Raw genomic sequence first — 21,667 nt, forward strand, 5'->3', positions numbered from 1 at the left:
GTCTGCGTCGGCAGACTGGGTGAGTGTAGTTGCGGTTTTAACCGCCAGATACTTTTCAAACGCTTAACTTAACTATTGGGCTACTGGGCTAGTTCTTTAACGCTGGTTGAATTAGTTGAATAGGAACTAAATCTAAACCCTGCCGGCAATTCTGCGGTCAAAATTTCTCCCTTATTCTCAGGGTCTATAAATACAGTTTTCAATTGAGGTAGTTTAGCAATTACGTCAATGTTTGTGTAATTTACTGTCCCGCAGATTCCTGTACAGTAGTGGTGATATGTGACCCAAAATACTTTGGTTGGCTTGGTGACGTAAGCTTTTTGCCAAAACCGATATCCCTGCATAAATCTCACCCCTGTAGAGCCGTCATAGGTGTAATAGGCATAGGCAACGGTAAAGAAAATAGCATCTGGATACTCTTGCTGCAGTTTCTTTACTGTTGACCTGAGTGCTTCACTGACGTAGGAGCTATAAAACTGGTTACTTGGATAACTTACATCAGAAGTTGGAGTATATCCTGCTACTTGTTGAATCAATTGGGCTTGCTTACCATTCCATAGATCAGAGGGCCGATAAAGTCCATAATGCACCAACAAAATGGTTACGAAAATTGAGCTAATCCATCTAACGCTCCAGTGCGCTTCGGGCAAAGATGATAATCGGTAAAAGGCCATGATGAAACAGAGTTTAACCCCCACGTAATAGCGCTCGGTTTCCAAATAACCGTAAGGGTTAGCAAACATACAGACGACCAAAAACAGTACCAGGGAAATTGGCAAGCAGGTAAGCCCAAGTAAAATACCGAAATCTTCACTGTGCTCACGTTTTAACTGTTTTACCCAGAATGGGAGGAAGCCTAGGATCAGCAGGACAGCAATTCCATAAAGATAGCGCCAGGGAGTTTGGGCTGGCAGAGCAGTCACTGTTTCACTAACAGGCAAGCCAAACAAAACGGATGCGGTGGGCAATTGATGCCCGATTCTCTCGATAGTGGAAGAAAAGTCAGCGAATCCGTAACTTGATATATAGGCTGGTAGACCAACACCCGCCTGAACCACGCGATTGTAAATGCTCACTGGAAGGATGAATACCAGAGATCCACCCAGAAAATATGCAAACTGAACAACCAGAGGTTTAAGTCGGGGAAGGTGAGCGATCGCCAGTATCAGAAGAACACTGAGGACTAAAAATAGGCTGGCGTAGCGGAAGGAGTACAAAAGCCCAGAAATTAAACCAGCACCAACTACATATCTAAGATTCGCGCTGGCCTGGGTTTGACTGAGGAGTAGAACGATCCAGGGAACGCCAGCCCAGAGATAAATATCAGTTCCTTTCCAATCAGGAGTGAAAAAAATGGGTAGGAGGGCAGCGATCGCGTACTGAAAAGGAATCAGTTTTGTGAATAACCGGATTGGTTTAGCCAGCATGGAGGTGGCGATTAATCCCCAGCCTGCCCAGCCGACCAGAGTCACCAGGGAATAAGTGAGTTTGAGAGCAATTACGGCAGGCAATCCCAGCCCCAGTAAGCCTCCAATCAGGAGTGAAAAGGCAGGGGGAAACCAAGTCACATAATGGGCTTCAGGTGCCACATTCAGATCACTACTGGTGATCTTGGAATCCTCATCACCACGGGTGATGCTTAAGTCGTATGTAGTAGTCAGTCCCAGTCCTTTTGCCAGTCGATGGGCACTTTCTAGCTGGATACTCTGATCCCAGTACACTTCAAACGGTGCCAGCAGCCGCAACAGAAGTACCAGTAGGGCCACGACCAGGATAATCAGTAGCACTGTAGAGTTGTCTTGAGGTGAGAGTCTACAAGTTTTCTCTAACCATTTCTTCGTGTTTGGGAAAAGTGTTGGCACAGATACGGTAAAGAAACCATCAATGAACATAGAAAATTAAAGTTGAAGAACTGATGTACTTACTTTTTCCGTCAACGCCCTGAAACTATTGCTGCCCGTAAATTTCCATCTTTTGCATTGACATCGCAGAAATAAACAGAGAGGAAAACACAGTACCCAACCCAACCATAATCAATGTTGCGGCAAAGGAGACCCATTCTGGGTTGGGTAGGGGTAGCAAACTTGACTGCAACCAGACTACGACGGAGCGAGTCAAAATTGCACTACCAATCAGGAGTAGAGTGGTTCCAAGTAGCAGTCCTGCCTCTAAGTTGAACAGGCGGTAGAACTTACGGAGAAACTGATTATCTTTATCAAAGCGGCGGCTCCAGGAGTAGGTTTTGGCGTGTAACCCTAAACTCAGCGTCTCAAAGCCAACCACACTCAAAATCGTGCCCACAATTCCTGTTACAACCCCAGGAGAACGACCATCAACGGTTATCCACCCGCTTAGCACAATCAGGTGAATCAACATTCCCAGAGTAAATAGAGCAGAACCAGGGATTAAAAATAGCGCATTTGGACTGTAGAGCAGCATCATCCGAAGACTGCGCCAACCATCCCGAAATGTGCGTAGTTTAGACTCTCCAATACGAGGAGCAAGGTCAATGGGGATTTCCTTCAAACTTAGCTTTGCTAGCTTGGCATTAATGGCGATTTCCAGGTTGAATTCCATGCCAGGACTAACTGGCGCAATGCGCTCGTAGGCATCTCGACTGAATCCTCGAAATCCGCAGTAGACATCTGTATATTTAGAGCCAAATAGTAAGTTAAGAATACCAGTAATGGCAGGATTACCAATGAAGCGATGCAGAAATGGATCGTGTTGGGATGATTTTTTTTGCAAAAAACGACTCCCCGTTACAAAGTCATAGCCCTCTACAGTCAGGGCGTGAAGAAACTGAGGAATTTGGCAAAAGTCATAAGTACCATCTGCGTCCCCCATGATCAGGTAGTCGCCCCGAGCACTGGCAAACCCTTTGATGTAAGCATTGCCGTAACCTCGCAGGGGTTGATGTACAACTCTAGCCCCCATGCTGCTGGCAATTTCTACGGAGCGGTCTGTGGAGCCGTTGTCGCACACAACGATCTCGCCTGGAATCCCGTGGCGCTCAAAGGTGGTTTGGATTTTCTCAATACAGGCTCCGATCGCACCTTCTTCGTTTAAACAAGGCATGACAACAGATACTAACGGTTTTTCCTGATGACTGTAATCACCCATTCCAGAACTCCTCTACCAAGTCAACTAAAGCTAGGCCAACGAGAGATTAAACAAAGCTAAACCAAGTCCAGCTAGAGAACGGTCATTTCCCTATAAGAAGAAACTACGGTTCTGGACTTGGATAAGGTTTAATTTCTTAATCGGCTCTGGTAGACTTGCAACATAAACTTCATCCTAACTTTACTAATATTGAACTTTATTGATATTGATGCTGTTTCATTCGCGTGCAACAGAGGAATAAGGTTTTAAGGCAACCATTTGGATATTTGAAGTTGAAAAACCCAGCTTGGCCCGTACCAGATCAAAGCCAGTAAAAATAGTCAACAAGATGAGATTCTGATAGGGGTTAAACCAATCGGCTAAGGTTTTGTTTTTCCAGCGATCGCTGATCCAGTGATGAAACGAGAAGATCCAGAAGGAATGAGCAGGCAGAAAGTTGAACGTTTTGATGTCCAACCCCTGCTCATTAGCCAGTCGTTTCAGCGTCGCAGCATTCAGCAAATTCCAGTGACGCGGGATATGGTATCCGCCCCAGTAACCTCGACGAAATAGCTTGGCATCCCAACTTTTGGTATTTGGGGTTTCCACAATCAAGATGCCACCTGGAGCCAGTAATTTAGTCAGGGATGCCATCATTTGACGGGGATTCTCAACGTGCTCGAGCACCTGCAAAAGTACAATCAAATCAAAGGATGCGGCTGGCAACTGCTCTTCTACATCCTCAATCCGGCCATAGTAGCCATGAAAGCCATCTGCCTTTAGTTGCTCAATTTGGCGATCGTTCATTTCGACGCCATATAAGTAATCTTTGGGGACACCCAATTGATATAACATTCTCAGGTATCGCCCATTTCCACAGCCCACATCTAAAAAGCGAGGTGTTGGGGTTGAGAGATGTTTCAGCCATTGCTTTACCTTGGCTTTATCCAACCAATCCTTAGCTCGAACCGCGATCGGATTAATCGCCACATTGTAGTTATAGGCATAATAGTTAGGAGGATAGATAGTTGATAATTCTGATTTTGTCGGACGCGGATTCAGATATATATTGCCACACAACTGGCATTCCACAATCTGAAACACATCATCAGATGTATTGTACTCGTAGTCTTTACCCTGAGCATACTCGTGCCATTGATCACCACTACATACACCACAACAAACTGGCTCAAGTTGCAAATTTTTTTTGACCATAGAAAGATTTACGAGTCAGAACTGCCAACAATAGTTAGGGGTAACTTAGCAAACAATTGGATCAAGTAACCCAAGTAACTCTGCTTAACAGTGATCTGGGAGTTGTACCGCAAATCCTGATGAACCCGGGGCAGATTGTAATAAGGGACGGCCGGGAACAAATGATGCTCGGCATGATAGTTTATATTGTGGGGAGAGAAGACCATCGCTTCCAGCCATGATGGGGTAAACGATACCAAGCGATAAGGATCTGCTGCCGTGTCCGGTACGAGATCAACGGCATGGTCACAAAAGGCCCGCACTTCATCTGGCAAGAAAACACAGAAATAAATCGGAGCAATCCAAAGAACCAGATAACTCCACCAGGGTAGCCCCATCGCCAGAAACGAAACGATCAACAACATTTGCATCACAAACACGGAAAGGCGCTGGCTCAAATACTCCATCAAGGGCTGTGACAGTATATAACCCTTGAGATTTCCAGGGTCGAGCTTTTCTGTCGTGGTCTTGCGCTGTTGCAGTTTGCCAAAAGGAGATACCTTCAGCACTGTTTTGCCGAAGGTTGCTAATCCCGTACAGAAAAAAAACAGCTTTAGACGGGAGTTTTTGTCTGCCAGACTGTGCAGGTAGCGATCCGGGTCATTGGTAGTTCCAACCCAGCGGTGGTGATTAAGATGGTTGCGTCGGCCATCATCCAGACCCATGAACAGCGAACCGTAAATCAGCCAGCGGGCCAGCAGATCATTCACTTTACGGTTGGGATGTAAGGTGTAGTGAATGGCATCATGCCCCAGAATAAACAGGCCATATTGGGAAAAACCAATTACGAAAAAAGCAAGGAGATAAACTATCCAGTTTTGCCAGTAAGCAACCGCGGATATAGCTAACCCGATCGCCATCCATCGGCCAGCGAGATCTCGATACACTCGCGACGGCTGGGGCTGAAGCCATGTCCTTAACCGTTCCTTGTCTATTGCATCGCGGATCTTCTGTTCAATATCGCCAAGGGTCGCTTCACCAGACAATTCATTAAAATCTACACTTTCAATCTCACCTGCCTCTACCTGTCCGGTATTGTCGCCATGCGAACTTAACACCGTCTTTCCCCCAAAGCACCACGGCTTAGATAGTATTATCAAGGGTACATTCCGTCAAGCATCCTGATTTCCCTCGCTATGACGCATTGTAGGGATTTTATTTGCGCGCAAGTCCCCAATAGTTTTTCAGTTTTCTGCATAAAAAACCAGATTTGATATCGGCCCCAGTAGTCTGAAATGCTTGGTGTAAACCCTGGTTTGCTGCGGAAAAAAACTCAACACTTCCTTTTCTGACAGCAGATTTAAGTTTTTTTCTGAAGCCCAAAAGTCTTTACCAAGCCATTTCAGAATTTTGCGAAACCAGGCGGAGGGAAGCCAATGCACCAGCGGCAAGGTAGTGTGAAATTCAATCGGGTACCAACGGTTAGGTGTGGTAATAAAACAGGCACGGCCAACTCGACACAGTTCCTGAACAAAAGCTTGTTGTTGAGCACGATCGCCCACATGCTCAATCACCGCAAAACAGACGACTAAATCAAAGCTCTGATTGGGAAAAGGCAGCTTGGCACCATCTGCTTGGATAAAGGTAAGCCCAGGATGATCTTGCTCCAGAAAAGACGCATCTTCTAAGCCAACCGCCGTGATGTTGTGGGAATAGGGGTAGAGTTTTTCAAAGAAATTGGAATCAGTCCGGCGATCGCATGTGACACCCACATCCAGAACCGTTGTTTTTTCCGTAGGAGCAACCGTCTCCACTAAGGATTGATACATTTTCCGGCGGGCATACATTGAGACAAAACTGACCAACCCTCCGAAGTCAGGCTGGTGCTTGTAATATTCACTGAGGGATTTTTTCTTTGCGAAGATCATGTCTAGTTCAAATCCAGTCGGGCAACAAAATGCAGCGATCGTTCAAAAAACCAACTGAGTGGAGGTGGATAAAGACCTAACTGTTGATTCCAGGCACTGATGGTCAAACCCAGTTTGTCGAAGGCATTACGCCACTTCTGTTGAGGCCAATAGTTGTAAGGAGGCACTACGCCATACCGCTGATTTCCAACCTGATCCATAAATTGCAGAGTTGGGCCAGCTAGCCAGCCGTTGCAGGTGTGGTCTTTGAGGATAATCGCCTGACGAGCAACCCGCCTGGCTTCGTGCAGCAATATCATGGGGTCGATGGTGTGATGCAGGACATCTACAAACATCACCACATCAAAACTAGCATCCCCGTAAGGAATGACTTGTCCGTCGAATGGCATGACTGGAACCCAGGTCTGATCTCGCACCAGCACATCAATTCCATAGGTTTGAACATCTGGCCGCTTCTGACTGAGTAGTTGGGTGAGTAAGCCGTCCCCACAACCCACGTCTAACAACCGGGCATGCTGCGGAACTAATCTGGCCAACTGGTCACTGAGAACCCGAACGCGACGATTGAAAATATATCGGTCATGAATCTGCTCAATTAAATTCATCCTAGACAGCTAAGTTGTTAAAGCACCTTGAATCCTACCAAACTTTCATCCTTCAGCCAGAATTGCAAAAGGGGCGTGCTAAACTTGTTCAGTGCTTAATATTAAGCCTTCGTTAAAGTATTTTATCGGCTCTACAGCATCCTCCTGGTAGGAGTATGTCTCCAATGTCTCCTTAACCTAGCTGGAAAATTTTGCGTAGTTCAAAATTTGAGGACTTCCGCTTTATCAGAATCTTTATAAGTAATGACGCAAAAAATACTAATTAACCATGCTGTGTGGCTCAAGCTTGATCTTCTCAAGACTCTGGTTCAGCGTAATTTGCAAGCTCGCTACAAAGGTTCTGTTCTCGGCAACCTGTGGCCAATTTTAAACCAGCTTTCTCAATTGCTGGTTTACACTTATGTTTTCTCAGTCGTCCTTAAAGTTAAGCTCAATCTGCCGGACTTGCCTGTGACCAATCTTATCTTTGGCCTCTGGCTCTCTGCTGGCCTGATTCCCTGGAATGCTTTTACGGCTGGTTTTCTTCAGGCTTCAACAGCTGTCATCGATCAGCCAAATCTGGTTAAGAAGGTGGTGTTTCCGCTAGGACTGTTGCCTCTAGTACCAATTCTGACAGCCTTTGTTGAAAGTACAATGGGCCTTATGTTACTGATTATGTTTACATCTGTAACAACCCAGACAATTCATCCCACAATTCTGCTACTGCCACTAATTTGGTTGCCTCAATTACTGCTAACGGCTGGATTGGGTTATTTGACTTCTGCTTTAACTGTTTTTTTGAGGGATATCCCACAAACCTTAGGGGTAATTCTCAATCTTTGGTTCTATGTTACTCCTATTATCTATCCAGCCTCGTCTGTTCCGGTAGCGTTGCGTCCACTGGTGTTTTGGGTTAACCCCTTCACAATCGTCATTGAACTCTATCGAGACCTGATTTTGATTGGACAGGTGAATCATTGGCTAGAGTGGGGAGTAATGAGTTTACTTTCACTTATTATCTTTTATATTGGGTTATCAATTTACCGCCGACTCCGCCCTGCCTTTGCAGACGTTCTTTAAGAGTTAGATCTATTTATGAAAAGAAGATAATTGTAGTACCTACTGTTTCAAGAATATGAAAATACGTAATGTGATCGAGCAATGGTTTTAGAGCAAGTATGGCCGAAGTTGCAGTCTCTCTACAGGGTATTTCAAAATGCTTCAGGCAGTATGCAAAACCCCTTGACCGGTTAAAGGAGATGCTTTTGCCAGGTAAAAAGCAGGGTCAGGAATTTTGGGCTTTACGGGATATTACCCTGGATATCTACAGGAGAGAAACGTTTGGCATAATTGGGCGTAATGGAGCAGGCAAGTCAACGCTACTGCAACTTATATGTGGAACGCTTCAACCAACCAGAGGAACAGTTCAGGTGAATGGCCGGGTGGCTGCTTTGCTGGAATTGGGAGCCGGCTTTAATCCAGAGTTTTCCGGTCGAGATAATGTTTACATGAACGGGGCGATTTTGGGATTGTCAAAAGCAGAAATAGACAAGCGATTTGATGATATCGCTGCTTTTGCAGATATTGGTAACTTTATTGATCAGCCTGTCAAAACTTATTCCAGTGGGATGTATGTTCGGTTGGCATTTGCCTCTGCAATTCACGTTGAACCAGATATTTTGATTGTTGATGAGGCATTAGCAGTTGGGGATATTTTCTTCCAACAAAAATGCTTTCGGCGTTTGGAGAACTTACGTGATCAAGGAACTTCTATTATCTTTGTCAGCCATGACACTCAAGCAGTTGTAAAGCTATGCGATCGCGCCATCATTCTACAAAATGGTTACTTGAAACACCAGGGAAAACCTGCTGATATGGCTGCGAAATACATTGAACTGTATTATAGTCAGTTTTATGATGAAGTGACCAGTGAATTAAGGAGCGAAGCAAACGAGCAGCCCAATTTAACTTCAGTTGAAACTGAAGAAACGCATTCTTTACCTGTTATGTTAACGACTCCAGAAGGTCGTGCTGACAGTTTTAACTTCGTAACTGAATTTACATGTGATTTCCCAACCAGCGATCGATATGGATGTGCTGTGGGACTGATCCAAGGAATCGCAGTTACAGGATCTCAAGGAGAGTGTAAGTCTAGTTTTGAAGTTGGCGAAGAAATAGTTTTATCTATCAAAATTAACCCTCACTCTAGAGATCTATGTCCGTTAAATATTGGATTTCAACTTAAGAATCGTTTGGGACAAATCATTGTTGGAACCAATACTTATATGATTGGAAAAATAATGGATCCTGAATTGTTCGGCCAATCATTTATTTGTCAGTTTAAATTCAACCTTTCTCTATTTCCAGATCGATATACTATATCACCAGCAGTAGCCGAATACGAGCCAGACGCCTGTATTATCTACGACTGGATTGAGGGTGCAACGGTTATTGAAACGTTCCTGAACGGATCGTTGCCACAAGCTGGAATTTACTTCCCAAACATAGTTGTTGAAATGGCTGGCACTGGCTTGCTCAAGGGTGATTGCTAAAATAGTGAGAACGCTTGAAGCTTAGTGAATCAGATGATCCCATTTCCAGAATGATGGGCATAGGATACTGGAACTCTTGCCTATTAGACTCAATTCTCATCAGGAGGATGGGCAAAGCTTGGCGTGCTCCCTCACATCAGCCAAAATGACAAGATAGAATGTTTCTCTTTTTCCATCCTACGTTTTTGCGTTCTGCTATACTTTCCATGAGTGAACTGGGTAGTTAACGTAATTGAAATTCATTCTCTCAATCATACGCTTGTCATTGTTAATGGCAAACTGGAGGCTTTTATTGTTTATGATGATCCAGTTTCCTGCAAAATTCAGTTCATTGCAATTTTGCAGAAATTATGGTGTGCAATTGGCACGGTAATTACAGAGAGTATCAGTGGTGTAACCCGTAAGCAGCGATCTAAGTTTCTAATTTTGATGCGCGATCAAGAAATCATTTTCTGTATTCCGATTTTTAACGACTGGGAGTCTGCTCGTTTGTTGTTAGAGCAGATCGATGCAGTTGTTTATAAGCACAAACTGAATGCATCTGTTCTCCTGGTAGATGATGCCTCAACAGATTGCATCCCGAAAGACTTAGCAGAGACATTGGGCTATATTCAACAACTTGAGATTCTCAAGCTGCGAAGAAATTTAGGGCATCAGCGAGCGATCGCCCTGGGCCTGACATTTATTTATCAGGAGCGGCCCTGTCGTGCAGTCGTCATCATGGATGGAGATGGCGAAGATTCGCCTTCAGATGTAATCCGATTGCTGGAACAATTCGAAAATCATCGGGGAAAACGTATTATCTTCGCAAAACGTGCTCGTCGTTCTGAAGGTCTTCGATTTCGGATATTCTATCAGTTCTATAAGCTTATCCATTGGGGATTAACTGGGCGAAAAGTCGAAGTTGGAAATTTCAGCATTATTCCCTCTGAACTCTTGGAGCATATTGTTGGCATTTCTGAACTCTGGAATCACTATGCAGCAAGTGTTTTCAAGGCACGTCTGCCAATTGATAAAGTTGCGATCGGACGAGCTAAACGATTGCAAGGAAGATCAAAAATGAATTTCTTCTCCCTGGTTATTCATGGCCTAAGTGCTATTTCAGTTTTTGGCGAGGAAGTTGGTGTCCGATTGCTGTTTGCAGCTAGCATTTTGATGCTTATAACATTGTTAGGATTATCCACCGTTGTAATCGTCAAGCTTTTTACCCCTCTAGCAATTCCAGGATGGGCAACTTCTGCCGCGGCTGGCTTCCTCACTATTTTCCTTAATGCATTTCTACTTTCCTTGATCTTTGTCTTTACCATTTTGCAATCAAGGAATAACTCGTCGTTCCTACCACTCAGAGACTACAAATATTATATAACTGGACTTATTGATAGTCGGTATCAACCAAAAATCCAGTATTTGGAGGCTAATGATGATTAGAATTTCAAACGATTTCATCAGACAAAGACTGCAACTTATTACACTAATTCTCGCAATCTTACCTGCAATTATTATAGGTTTTTTAATTACCCAAAACTGGGTTAACATTCCCTGGGTAGATCAGTGGAATACACCGGGTGAAGTTTTCATCAAAATACATGAAGGGAGTCTGACACCAGATTATTTGATTAGCCAACATAATGAGAGTAGACTTCTCATCTACAGATTAATCTCTGTCCCTTTAGCATTTCTGACTCATTGGGATGTCCGATATGAGATTTTATTAATATTCTTAGTTGCTTGTGGAATCTCTATTAGCTTTTATCGCCTAATTACACTGACCTGCAGTCGCAATAAAGTAGTTCAACTTTTATTGATTTCTGCAATTAATTTACTGATTTTCAGCCCTATCCAAACAGATCCGACGGGAAATTGGCTGATGGGCATTCAAGTCATTATGTTTCTGGTAGTACTCTGCATTGCCCTTTGTGTATTAATTGCTTATTCCAGCTTGCAACTTTATCTTAAGTTTTTGTTGTGTGTCATTTTAGCATTGGTCAGCACTTTTTCATTTGCCAATGGAATACTTTGCTGGATAGTTGTATTTCCTCCACTGGTTATACTTTCTGTCTCTTCCTGGAAAGAGATTCTTGAACGGAAAAAACTTTTCTTGGCATGGCTTTTCTGTTTTGTGCTCACACTATACATTTACTTTCATGATTTCAAAAGACCGCACATCGCGTCTAATCCAATCGACTCTTTGAGTCATCCTCTTAAGGCTCTTTTATTTTTCTTTTCATTCTTGGGATCGCCTCTTGGCTTCAAGAATTTACTGATTAGTCAAATAGTAGGTTTAATTCTAATTTTATTATTTATTTCAGTATGTTTTTATTTAATTCGATTTCATTCGGATTTCAGATTGATTCAGAATTCAATAGGCTGGTTGGCATTTAGCTTGTATGTGATCCTGAGTTCAACAATCGTAACTCTTGGACGGTTAGGTGATGGGATTCAAGCACCACTTTATGCAAAATATACGACGGTCTCAATTTATTTCATAGTTTCAATTATTGGTTTGGTTTATATAACTGTATCTCATGCTCGAGTTAATAGATATCTCTTCAAACATAGTCTACTTTTGAGGCGGACATTAGTTACTCTCGTCATTGTAGGTTTGATTTTACAATATCTCAGCTTTTCTCACGGCGTGAAATCGATGAAAGAACAGCGATTAAATCTTCTTTCTAGTAAAGCTTGTCTGCTACTGATTAACGTAATAAAAAGTGATGATTGCCTGATGAAGTATGTTTATCCCCTTGTACAGGTCGAAAACTGGAATAGTTTAGAATATATAAAAAGCGCTGTTCCTATCATTAATGAAATGAATCTACTTTCACCCAGCTTAATAAAAAGTTCTAAGATTCGAGAAATTAATGGTAATCAAAGTTTACCAGTTGGTGATGGAGTATTTGAGAATCTCGCAATAGATCCATCTAGTAAATACATTGCGACTGGCTCGCTGAATATTCATGCCAATCAAAATATAGGAGGTGTGGTGCTGGCTTATGCAGATCAGAATAATGATGCAACAGTCTTTGCGGTCGCCGATCTGTTTCTGGGTGCACCAATAAACGCCACTAGCACAAAAGCCTCTATGGTCTGGCAGGCTAAATTTTCAATTGATCAAATTCCTAATCGTCCAACACAAATCACAGCTTGGGCAGTCGATACCGATACGGGAAAAATGCTGGAATTACGGCAGAAGCAACCTGACTTTAGAATACCAGGATAGCCAGGAAAATCGAGGTCAATGATAATGACTGATGCTTTTACCTATATTGGCAGTGAACTGGATATATTTGCTTCAGCAACAAACTGGAAACAATATTTCTCCCAGCAACTTCAACCTTATATTAGAGGCGATATTCTAGAAGTTGGTGCTGGGATTGGTACGACAACTCGCATTTTGTGTACAGGGAAAAACCGAAGTTGGACTTGCCTGGAACCAGATGTTCAGCTTGTCAATCGATTAATTGACTCACTATACACCACCACCCTGCCTATTGAGCCATCTGTTGTAAACTCTACAGTGAGCCAACTACTGCCAGATCAGCAATTTGATACTATCCTCTATATCGATGTATTAGAGCACATCGAAAATGATGCAAATGAATTAATCACTGCTGCAAGTCATTTACGGCAAGATGGTATGCTACTTGTTTTATCGCCTGCTCACCAGATGCTCTATACACCTTTTGATCGGGCAATTGGACACTTTCGGCGGTATAATAAAGCTTCATTGAAAGCAATTTCTCCCCCTGGTCTAAAGCTGAAGCGTTGTTTCTATCTAGATAGCGTAGGGCTGCTGGCATCTCTTGGCAATCGTCTACTTCTACAATCAAGTATGCCAACGCCGAAACAGATTTGGTTCTGGGATAGATTGATGATTCCGTTATCTCGATGGCTTGACCTGTTGTTGGGTTATCGTATCGGCAAATCCATTGTTGCCGTCTGGCAGCAGTGCTCTGCTTTAGAATTTTAGAGTGCATTAAACACTTTGGGAAATGTACTTATCGAAATCTTCAGATATGGGAAAGTCTGTTATCCTAATAGCAATAGAAAAGACCAGGAACCTATGAATTTCAGTGCCACTAATATAAAAATAACTCGAACTCACCTAATCAACTTCTTGATCATTCCGTCGCTGATTTTTATTGCCTGTTACTTAGTGTTTCTAACTTCAGGATTATTATCTTCAGGATTTCGTTTTTTCATTAATGACCACATCATGGTCGCTATGGATCAAGATTTAAAGGAGAGTGGTTTTCTACCAACAGTACAAAAATGGTTATTGCTTGATCGCAGATTTGGCAGATTTCAACCGTTCTATTATGCACAAGCGGTAATTCTAACAATCTTTCTCGGAGTTAGTTCCACTGTTTGGTTTAGCTATGCCTATGTGCTAACAAGCTTGATGGTCTACTTCCTTTTCCTTTTCGCTCGTTTTTTAGAAATTCCGTCTTTAACTGCTCTGATATTTGCGAGTTTGGCTCTAATAGGTCCACAAGCCATTGCATGGGCACAACCTAGTCAGCCTCAGTTGGTCGGAACCTTTTTGCTATCAGCCTCCTTGCTCTTTGCTGGTATTTCCGCAAAAGTAGATCGCTATAAGACAGTTTTTAACGTTATTTTAATTTGTTTGGTTTTTTTGATGTCTCTTAGTAAAGAGTCATATATTATTTTTATTCCTGCTTTGACATTTATTAAGGTCTGGTTGTACCACCGAATTCAGCAAGTACCTTTCCGTAGTGCTTTCATGCAAAATCGCTTGGTAATTTTTGCATTGTTTGGTATAGCTTTTTTAGAAATTCTGTATATTATTTTTGGCATCAGTATCAAGGGTATGGGGTACGCTGGTCTGGATGAAAATACCCTTCAAATCTCTAAGATTTTATCTGCGACTATAACTCTGTTTCAGAAAGGTCATTTGTCACTTTTTGTTCTCTCATTTGTTCTAGCTCTAACTGTTACTTTATGGAAAAGACAGTCTCTTAAAGAGCTGGTTGGTCAACTCATACCTGTCTTTTTAATATTTCTTTTAATTGTAGTTCCGCAAATCATACTCTACACTAAGTCTGGATTCTATGGGATTTATTTTATTCCTGCCACTATAGGAACTTCTCTCTTAATCTCTTACACAATATTTTTGTTAAGTTTTCGCTCAAAAATCTTGAGTAAATTTGTATTAGGAATAGCTATTTTCATAATTTACACTGAGATGGTGACAATGTGGGGTTCTTATAGCCAGATGGCTAAAGATAGTAAAACTATTAATAATCTGTTTCAGGCAATTTATGCCTGTACTCCTAATAATGAACCTGTGCTTATTGTTGCAAATCCTAGAGTCCGTTTCGAGGCTTATATAGCAATGAAAGCAACATTAAATTCGGTGTTTCAGCGGGATAATCTTCTGATTGCTACCTATGGTTTAGAAAAGACAGACTTCTTCTCGGATACTCTTGGGGATGCTGAGAAGACTCTGTTGTTTTTGGATCCGTTAGATATTCTTGAACATTTTGAAAACAAGACCATACTCAATTTTCCAGATAAAAGCAAGATAAAAGCAGTTGTGGTCTTTGACGATTTAGATAATGATTTTCTGAAAACCTCATCAAGCTGGTTTGTGCCTGAGAATTTCCATCGTAATAGTTTCTCGACCACTATTGCGTTAGCCAGGCTTTATTGTAAGCAATAGAGAGGTCTTTAATGTGTTTTCTTAGTTTTATCTTAAAGCAAGTCCAGCTAGAGAACCAGAGTCTCCATATAAGAGAAACTACAATTCTTGACTTAGACACAGTTTAAAATTAGAAGCTTATATCTGTTGATCAGGTCATCAGTTACAGACTTATGACTTTCCTCCAAACAAGTATCGAGGGATAGGATATGCGAATTTTTCAAGAGGTTCTTGTATGGATATACCAGATTTTTAAGAAAAGCAGGCTTCTCGAAACTAGATGGTTTCAGTATTTATTTAGTGTGGCTTATTTCTCATACAAACGCTATCTCGAAGATCCTTTCTGGGGGTTAACGAAGAAATATCCAGATTTGTTTAGGGGAGGCAATATTCTCGATATTGGTGCCAATATTGGCTATACTTCCTGGGTTTTCTCAAAGGCTATTACTCTAAACTTTCGAGTCTATGCATTTGAGCCAGAAGAAGAGAATTTTATTACTCTAAAAAATACGATCAAGCTTCATCAGTTAGTAGATAAAGTTATTCCTGTTCAAGCGGCTGTAGGAGAATCTTCAGGAGAAGTAGAACTTTGGTACAACGAGACACATCATGCCGATCATCGAATTCTTACAGAAAGATATAAAGAAACTGGCATCAACTTATCACGAGTTTCTCGGGTTCCTATGTGGTCGATCGATCGATTTATAGAACTTGAAATAGGCCAGTTACCTATCAAATTTATAAAAATTGATGTGCAGGGATACGAACTACCTGTTTGTTTGGGTATGCAACAAACATTGAATAATAACTCGGATCTAGTGATTGCTGTAGAGTATTCGCCTAGCAGTATTGCTGATTTAGGATTTCGCTCCGAAGATCTTTTAACCTTCTTCTTGGAAAGAAGATATTTTATGTATTATATAACTCAGCGAGGAAATCTGGAGCTGATTGGCAATACTAACCCTGACCAACTTGATCTGATTAACCGGATTGTAAAGGGACACGGTTATATCAACCTCTTATTCACCAAAAAACGACTTTCGATGAGTTGATTCGAATGAGGTTCCCCAAAAAATGACTTACCTTCTTAAGAAACAGTGGCTATCTGGCTTAGCCATTCTAACGATCGCTGCCTTAGTTTATGCAGTCGTTTTAATCATTAACATACCAGAGGAAATATACCGGTTTTTAACAAGTCCCGATTCAAGCATTCTATTTTTAGTCCTAATGTCACTCTTATATTTTGCCTATTTACCCTCTGGTTGGTTGGGGACATTAACCAGCTACAGCGCAACTTTAATTCTGTTTGCCTCACAGTTATCAGCCAAGTGGGGAAGTGGCCTGTCAACAGCGGGGGCATTGGCTGGACTCCTACCCCTGGGTGATGGTGAACTCTACTATGGTAGCGCCTTACGTCTATTAAACGGGGAAACCTTCGAAGGAGTTGCTTCCTGGCGACCTTTATCGCATGGAGTTCTCTCATCTGTATTAGGTCTAACTCAAGCGAATTTACAGCTTACTATAGCCATCCTGACCTTGATGACTGCTACCGGGTGTTTTCTTTTTGCTCGTGAAGTTCAGCGGAGCCATGGCACGGTTGCAGGTGTTTTTGTACTCTCAATTCTCTTCTTATTTGCCCGCAACTATGTCGGAACTGTTCTTACAGAAAACTGGGGCCTCACGTTAGGAACTGTTGGGTTAGCTGTTCTCTGGCGAGGCTTACTGACTCAAAGAATTAATCTATGCCTACTGGGAATAGGTATTCTATCTACAGCGTTGAATACTCGTGCAGGGCTTATGTTGCTGTTGCCAGCCATGGTAATTTGGGGGACTTGGGCTTTCCGGAGCAGGTCTTCTTTATCGTGGCGATTCCTGATCGGTGGGCTGATTGCCATATTGCTGGGTTTCTTGATTAATTCCCTGGTGTTTAAAGTAGTTGCTGCACCGGGTGCCAAGCTGTTCGGCAATTTTATCTATACACTATACGGGCTAGTAACTGGGGGAAACTGGATGTCAATCGCCATTGATCATCCTAATGCAACAGATGAAGACCTCTATAAACTGACTTTTGATGCGTTTCGTGCTCATCCCTGGATGCTGGTTAGTGGCTTCATACGCGCCTGGAAGCAGTTTTTATTTGAACATTACATTTTTTCCTCGGTAAGCAGCCTGTCCATCAATATTGTGCTGCAACTACTGAGTTTGATTGCTCTAATTTATGCCTTTTGTCAACGGCAAACACCGCTTGGTTCATTTATTATTGCTGCAACGATTGGAATTTTGCTTTCCCTACCGTTTGCCCCTCCCTGGGATGATCCGTCTGGGAGAATCTATGCCGCAACAATGCCTCTGTTCTCACTGTTTCCGGCGTTAGGATTGGCTTTTTTACTGCAACAAATATCTCGACCTCTCAAGTTGCAGAGACAGTTCAGGTTTCTAGTACAGGTTGTTACTCCGCAAGAACCCTCTCAACTACTTTGCATATTTGGCGTAGGTTTGGTGTTGCTCACTCTTTTCGGTCCGATCGCAATCAAACTTTCCAGTCATCCACCCCAGTTTGCTGAAATTACTTGTCCTTCTGGATCAGAAGTTGTTTACTTCCGTAATAGTCGTGGCTCTTCTGTTATGCTTGTCGCTGATAACGCTGTTAAAAGAACTTATGTTCCTCGAATCCGCATTAGTGACTTTAAAGCTGATATGTCACAGAGCAAGCTAACTGCATATCAAGAATTGAATCACCTCGATCAAAATACTAACCTGATCTTTGCACTTAACTTGAAAAATTTGCCAGATGATCAGGGAGTTTGGATTATTGCTCCAAGTAGCTTAATTCCAAAAGACAATGGAATCATTGCAGCTTGCGGAAAATCAAAACCTCAAGGAGTAAAGACAGGCTTATGGATGCCTCTATTTTATGCCGATTCAATGACCTTAGTAAGTCGCTAAGGGTATTTTTTTAATCGTAGTTGTTTGAATTTAATTAAAATAAGTTGCTACTAAAATTGTTGAGCACCATTTTAGGGCGTGAGCAAAAGTTTCATAGTCCTTGAAAAATAACACATTTCCCCAAGAATGCTCCACGCTCCTGGGATGATTGCAATAAAATGAGATGCCTTCACTGCCCCACACTCTGTAGATAATCAGATACCAGTGATAGCCCTTGCGTTTCATTTCATCAACTAAATCTTCTAAGCGGTTGTAGGCAGCGGAGCGACCGAAGGGAATGTGGGGATCCCAAAATTCTGTAATTACAACTGGATAGCGGTAATTTCCCATACCCCGCAATACTTCTAAGTCAAAGCCTTCCGTATCGATCTTCACCAAACCAATATCAGTCGGAAGTTCAGATGCATCATGGAGGCTTGCCAGACTCCTGACCTGAACCGGAATGGAATCTACAAATACCAGGTCATCTGGCATCGTATGTCTTGTCAGACTGTTGTAAAGTGTTGAGTCCTTGTAAATATGGGTAGATGATTGATCTTGAGCAACATACAATTCTCGTGTTTCATCAGTTGCCCCGATCGCAATGGGATAAGCGTGGAATAAATTGTTGCCACTAAAGCGTTGCTTTAAACGGTTAAAAGTATCAGAAAATGGCTCAAATGCATAGACCTCATATCCAGCTTCCAATAATTTGCTGGAAACATCTCCTATATTGGCCCCAATATCAATTGCACAACGATTAGGTAAATAGGAGTATAGGTAAGCCATTAACCGAGTTTCAGGATCTGCATCAGACTCAGCAATAACTATCGGTTGAACTGATTTAAGAAACTCTAGAATCTGATTCGTTTGTGCTTGAATCTGATTCGTTTGTGCTTGAATCTGATTCGTTTGTGCTTGAATCTGGTTCATTTGTGCTTGAATCTGATTCGTTTGTGCTTGAATCTGATTGGTTTGTTCTTGAACCTTTTGAGTTGTCTTAACTAAAGCAATGATTCCCTGTAGAAGCGGAGAATCATTTTCCAACAGTGCATTGAGCTTAATATCAACATTTGATAATGATAAAAGTAGAGTATCGAGTTTTGTCAGAAAAAGATCTTTAACGACTTTAATGCGGTTAATTCCAGGCAGTTTAGTAGCAAAAGACCTGGCAGAACGTTGAGGATTAGCTTCAGACATACAGGTGTAGAACGAGATTGACGGTTTCAAAATGGAGGCTGTCTGCTAATAAAGCAAGTCTTTCCACGCCTACTATGGAAATTGCAGCTCGTTTAGATTTTTCAAAAAAGTTAACGCTTAAGAGGCGATGTTATCAGTTGCTAGAATCCTTAAAAGCTAAAAATTAGATGGCGCGATTGTTATCGAATTTAATTTTTGCAGAAAGTAATTTATTTAAGACAAGCTATCCTCCATTAAAGGAATAGCATGATACAAGCACATCATAATACACTATGAGTTACTCAAATTAGCTCCTTGTGGGTCGATCGCCAAAGTGAATATATCTGGGGCAGAAACCATAAACCCAACAATATTCCCTAGTAGGTGCGGGGTAGAAGTTCCTCAAAGCGCAGATCACAGGGTTCACCCAAGTCAATCGACTTCCATAACCAGTGATTAATTCCTTTTGCTGAGAATTTGGCAGCCACTGCAGCGGCGTTATGGCGCATCTGTTGTTGGGTCTTTACCTCAGTAATCTGCTCGATCGCCTGTCTTAAACTCTTCCCATCATAAGCAGAGGTCAGTCCAATATTAAATCGCTGAACAAAATGGGAAGCAGACGTTTTTTCACTGCCTAAAACAATAACTGGTATGTTGGCCGTTGCCAGGGCAAAAATAATTCGCCCTGGCAAGCTTAGACGCGAAAGCTCATGGTGGTCATCTCTTTCGTCTAATGTTCCCGTTGGTACAATGACGTAGGGATAGAGTTTTAATATCTTAGCTAATTGTTCTTCAGGCAATAGCCCACAGGGGTTAATCCCACGTTGCTTCAATTGTTCAGGAGTGTCTTGCAGCCAGTGGTATTTAGTATTTCCATACCAGTCGAGCTTGGCTCCTGCATTTTTGATAGAGGCGCATAGTAACTCAAACCATTGCTGGCTCCAAAGACTACCAATTAAGGCTCCGACGGCTGCAGACCGGGAATTTAGATCAGGAAGTACTGGAGATCTGGAAATGAGGGGATCCGGAACAACCGCAGGTAGCAGCCAAAACTGTAAACCATATTTAGCTTCATAGGCATCCCGCAGTTCTGGATGAGTTGCTAATCGGAGCGAGCATTTCGTCAAAAATTCCCGCATTAACTCATCCGATATATTATTCACGCAAATGTTCTGATCATCCATGATGTAGGTTGCTAGGGGCACCTGGTATAGATCATGTAGAGCGATCGCAGTGATTAAGTCATCAGAGCGGTAAGGAACACAGAGAATTCGTTTAGCGGTGTGTCCACTAATTGCATGGAGAAGTCTCTGAACACCTTCCTGTCTTGATAGGCCCCGATGAGAGACATAAAGGCTGACATCACCAAAATCGTGGTCTCCTCCATATAAATCCATTGAGCGGATTGACAAGATATTTGGAGTATCAGCAACAACTCGTTTAACCAGTGAGCCAGTACCATGAGACTGATTCATCTCACAGGCTGTAATGACCACGGTGGCATCGGCAAGAGTTCTCCCTAGCTGCTCAAACTGAAAATTCAGGGGCTGCCCCTTCTCCAGCGATCGCCAGATCCATTCACTCATACCTGCTGCTGAGAATGAACTGGCTAATCTAGCAGCTCGTTGTCGAATTTCTTGCTGAATTAAAGGATCACAAATTGATGCCACCGCTTGACGAAAATGGGCAGGTTCATAATCGCAAACATATCCTAGCTGAAACTCTTTGACAAAATTGGCAGCAGCAGTATCTCGGCTACCGATCACAATAATTGGCGTATTTGCAACTGCAATAATATAAGGAAGCCGGGACGGTAAACTCAGTTTGGCCAGTTCTGGTCTATCCTCAAGCTCATCGGTAGTTCCGGTTAAGATCACTGCATAGGCAGCAGCCCTTAATGCCTGAATCAATTGATCTTCGGGTACGAATCCCTGAAAAAAAATACCATCCTGTTGTAGGTCTATCTCTTCAAAAGTAAGCCACTCTCGATTTGGGTTACCGTACCAATGAATGACTTCCCCCGTTTTCTTCGTTAGGATGCGCAGCTGATCAAGCCACCCCTGACTCCAGATATTTCCAATTAGAATTCCTGCTTTGGATTGGTTTGCTGTTTCTTCTGCCAACCGCGGTTGCGTTTGGATCAAGTTTTCTGGCACCACAGGAGGCAGAAACCAAAATTTTAGTTGATACTTCTGCTCATAGGTATGACATAAATCTCGCGAAATCCCCAATCGCAGTTTAGATTTCTGGAGCAATTCTTTCAAGTAGTGGTCAGGGATATTTTTGACATAGATGTTTTGGTCATCCATGATGTAGGTACACAAAGGCACATCAAACTGCTCTTTAAGAGCTAGAGTCGTCAGAACATCATCGACAAAATAGGGGACGGACAAAATTCGTTTAGGTTTTCTGGTACCAAGTGCTTTAGCTATCTTCGCTGCTATTTCTGCAGAAGACAGGGTTTCAGATGGCAGACAAAAATCAAAAGCTCCAAATTCTTGATGGCCATCATAAAGGTTTTTTGAACGAATTGATACAAGG

General features: G+C 42.3%; 16 protein-coding genes. 8 read left to right on the forward strand and 8 right to left on the reverse strand.

Features of this window, described 5'->3' with window-relative positions; all coding sequences use genetic code 11:
• Window positions 1–80 precede the first annotated feature (80 nt).
• The 6 genes from ACUVQO_RS13180 to ACUVQO_RS13205 form a co-directional block, all read right to left on the reverse strand.
• On the reverse strand, window positions 81–1,892 hold the full coding sequence (locus ACUVQO_RS13180) for a hypothetical protein (RefSeq protein WP_445926331.1): 1,812 nt from the start codon (window positions 1,890–1,892) through the stop codon (window positions 81–83).
• 55 nt (window positions 1,893–1,947) lie between these two features.
• Window positions 1,948–3,078 carry a glycosyltransferase family 2 protein gene (locus ACUVQO_RS13185; protein ID WP_445926332.1) on the reverse strand — a complete coding sequence of 377 codons (1,131 nt, stop codon included), beginning with the start codon at window positions 3,076–3,078 and terminating at the stop codon, window positions 1,948–1,950.
• Between the two features lie 261 nt (window positions 3,079–3,339).
• Window positions 3,340–4,317 (reverse strand): class I SAM-dependent methyltransferase, encoded by a 978-nt coding sequence (locus ACUVQO_RS13190; protein WP_445926333.1) that lies wholly within the window; start codon window positions 4,315–4,317, stop codon window positions 3,340–3,342.
• 8 nt (window positions 4,318–4,325) lie between these two features.
• Window positions 4,326–5,414 carry a fatty acid desaturase family protein gene (locus ACUVQO_RS13195; protein WP_445926334.1) on the reverse strand — a complete coding sequence of 363 codons (1,089 nt, stop codon included), beginning with the start codon at window positions 5,412–5,414 and terminating at the stop codon, window positions 4,326–4,328.
• 126 nt (window positions 5,415–5,540) lie between these two features.
• Window positions 5,541–6,224, reverse strand: a complete 684-nt coding sequence (locus ACUVQO_RS13200) for a methyltransferase domain-containing protein (protein ID WP_445926335.1) — start codon at window positions 6,222–6,224, stop codon at window positions 5,541–5,543.
• 2 nt (window positions 6,225–6,226) lie between these two features.
• Window positions 6,227–6,829 (reverse strand): class I SAM-dependent methyltransferase, encoded by a 603-nt coding sequence (locus ACUVQO_RS13205; RefSeq protein WP_445926336.1) that lies wholly within the window; start codon window positions 6,827–6,829, stop codon window positions 6,227–6,229.
• A 243-nt stretch (window positions 6,830–7,072) separates the two neighbouring features.
• Here ACUVQO_RS13205 and ACUVQO_RS13210 point away from each other — a divergent pair, with 243 nt between their 5' ends.
• The 8 genes from ACUVQO_RS13210 (at window position 7,073) to ACUVQO_RS13245 (ending at window position 17,968) form a co-directional block, all read left to right on the forward strand.
• Entirely contained in the window at window positions 7,073–7,888 is an 816-nt protein-coding gene (locus tag ACUVQO_RS13210; protein WP_445926337.1) for an ABC transporter permease, read from the forward strand.
• A gap of 98 nt (window positions 7,889–7,986) precedes the next feature.
• The gene (locus tag ACUVQO_RS13215) at window positions 7,987–9,360 is read left to right on the forward strand and encodes an ABC transporter ATP-binding protein (protein WP_445926338.1); all 1,374 of its coding nucleotides are present in this window, start codon (window positions 7,987–7,989) and stop codon (window positions 9,358–9,360) included.
• A 210-nt stretch (window positions 9,361–9,570) separates the two neighbouring features.
• Window positions 9,571–10,788 (forward strand): glycosyltransferase, encoded by a 1,218-nt coding sequence (locus ACUVQO_RS13220; RefSeq protein WP_445926339.1) that lies wholly within the window; start codon window positions 9,571–9,573, stop codon window positions 10,786–10,788.
• A complete protein-coding gene (locus ACUVQO_RS13225) occupies window positions 10,778–12,580 on the forward strand; it encodes a hypothetical protein (protein WP_445926340.1) in 1,803 nt (600 codons plus the stop codon). The genes ACUVQO_RS13220 and ACUVQO_RS13225 overlap by 11 nt, the downstream gene beginning before the upstream one ends.
• 24 nt (window positions 12,581–12,604) lie before the next feature.
• Complete coding sequence (locus ACUVQO_RS13230; RefSeq protein WP_445926341.1) at window positions 12,605–13,330, forward strand: class I SAM-dependent methyltransferase; 726 nt, start codon at window positions 12,605–12,607, stop codon at window positions 13,328–13,330.
• A gap of 255 nt (window positions 13,331–13,585) precedes the next feature.
• Window positions 13,586–15,043 carry a hypothetical protein gene (locus ACUVQO_RS13235; protein WP_445926342.1) on the forward strand — a complete coding sequence of 486 codons (1,458 nt, stop codon included), beginning with the start codon at window positions 13,586–13,588 and terminating at the stop codon, window positions 15,041–15,043.
• 188 nt (window positions 15,044–15,231) lie between these two features.
• The gene (locus ACUVQO_RS13240; protein WP_445926343.1) at window positions 15,232–16,074 is read left to right on the forward strand and encodes an FkbM family methyltransferase; all 843 of its coding nucleotides are present in this window, start codon (window positions 15,232–15,234) and stop codon (window positions 16,072–16,074) included.
• Between the two features lie 22 nt (window positions 16,075–16,096).
• Entirely contained in the window at window positions 16,097–17,968 is a 1,872-nt protein-coding gene (locus ACUVQO_RS13245) for a hypothetical protein (RefSeq protein ID WP_445926344.1), read from the forward strand.
• Window positions 17,969–17,998: 30 nt separating this feature from the next.
• On the opposite strand, the gene ACUVQO_RS13250 is transcribed toward ACUVQO_RS13245, so the two are convergent.
• Both ACUVQO_RS13250 and ACUVQO_RS13255 read right to left on the reverse strand, forming a co-directional pair.
• Window positions 17,999–19,147 (reverse strand): FkbM family methyltransferase, encoded by a 1,149-nt coding sequence (locus ACUVQO_RS13250; protein WP_445926345.1) that lies wholly within the window; start codon window positions 19,145–19,147, stop codon window positions 17,999–18,001.
• Between the two features lie 356 nt (window positions 19,148–19,503).
• Window positions 19,504–21,519, reverse strand: coding sequence for a hypothetical protein (locus ACUVQO_RS13255; RefSeq protein WP_445926346.1), 2,016 nt, complete (start codon window positions 21,517–21,519; stop codon window positions 19,504–19,506).
• Window positions 21,520–21,667: the final 148 nt, after the last annotated feature.

It is taken from the genome of Leptodesmis sp. (assembly GCF_052746595.1).

Bases quoted from the DNA above. Each gene is read 5' to 3' on its own strand.
- ACUVQO_RS13245 (WP_445926344.1), top strand. From the start codon at position 16,097: ATGACTTACCTTCTTAAGAAACAGTGGCTATCTGGCTTAGCCATTCTA.
- ACUVQO_RS13240 (WP_445926343.1), top strand. From the start codon at position 15,232: ATGCGAATTTTTCAAGAGGTTCTTGTATGGATATACCAGATTTTTAAG.
- ACUVQO_RS13200 (WP_445926335.1), bottom strand. From the start codon at position 6,224: ATGATCTTCGCAAAGAAAAAATCCCTCAGTGAATATTACAAGCACCAG.
- ACUVQO_RS13210 (WP_445926337.1), top strand. From the start codon at position 7,073: ATGACGCAAAAAATACTAATTAACCATGCTGTGTGGCTCAAGCTTGAT.
- ACUVQO_RS13250 (WP_445926345.1), bottom strand. From the start codon at position 19,147: ATGTCTGAAGCTAATCCTCAACGTTCTGCCAGGTCTTTTGCTACTAAA.
- ACUVQO_RS13190 (WP_445926333.1), bottom strand. From the start codon at position 4,317: ATGGTCAAAAAAAATTTGCAACTTGAGCCAGTTTGTTGTGGTGTATGT.
- ACUVQO_RS13225 (WP_445926340.1), top strand. From the start codon at position 10,778: ATGATGATTAGAATTTCAAACGATTTCATCAGACAAAGACTGCAACTT.
- ACUVQO_RS13205 (WP_445926336.1), bottom strand. From the start codon at position 6,829: ATGAATTTAATTGAGCAGATTCATGACCGATATATTTTCAATCGTCGC.
- ACUVQO_RS13235 (WP_445926342.1), top strand. From the start codon at position 13,586: ATGGATCAAGATTTAAAGGAGAGTGGTTTTCTACCAACAGTACAAAAA.
- ACUVQO_RS13185 (WP_445926332.1), bottom strand. From the start codon at position 3,078: ATGCCTTGTTTAAACGAAGAAGGTGCGATCGGAGCCTGTATTGAGAAA.
- ACUVQO_RS13215 (WP_445926338.1), top strand. From the start codon at position 7,987: ATGGCCGAAGTTGCAGTCTCTCTACAGGGTATTTCAAAATGCTTCAGG.
- ACUVQO_RS13180 (WP_445926331.1), bottom strand. From the start codon at position 1,892: ATGTTCATTGATGGTTTCTTTACCGTATCTGTGCCAACACTTTTCCCA.
- ACUVQO_RS13230 (WP_445926341.1), top strand. From the start codon at position 12,605: ATGACTGATGCTTTTACCTATATTGGCAGTGAACTGGATATATTTGCT.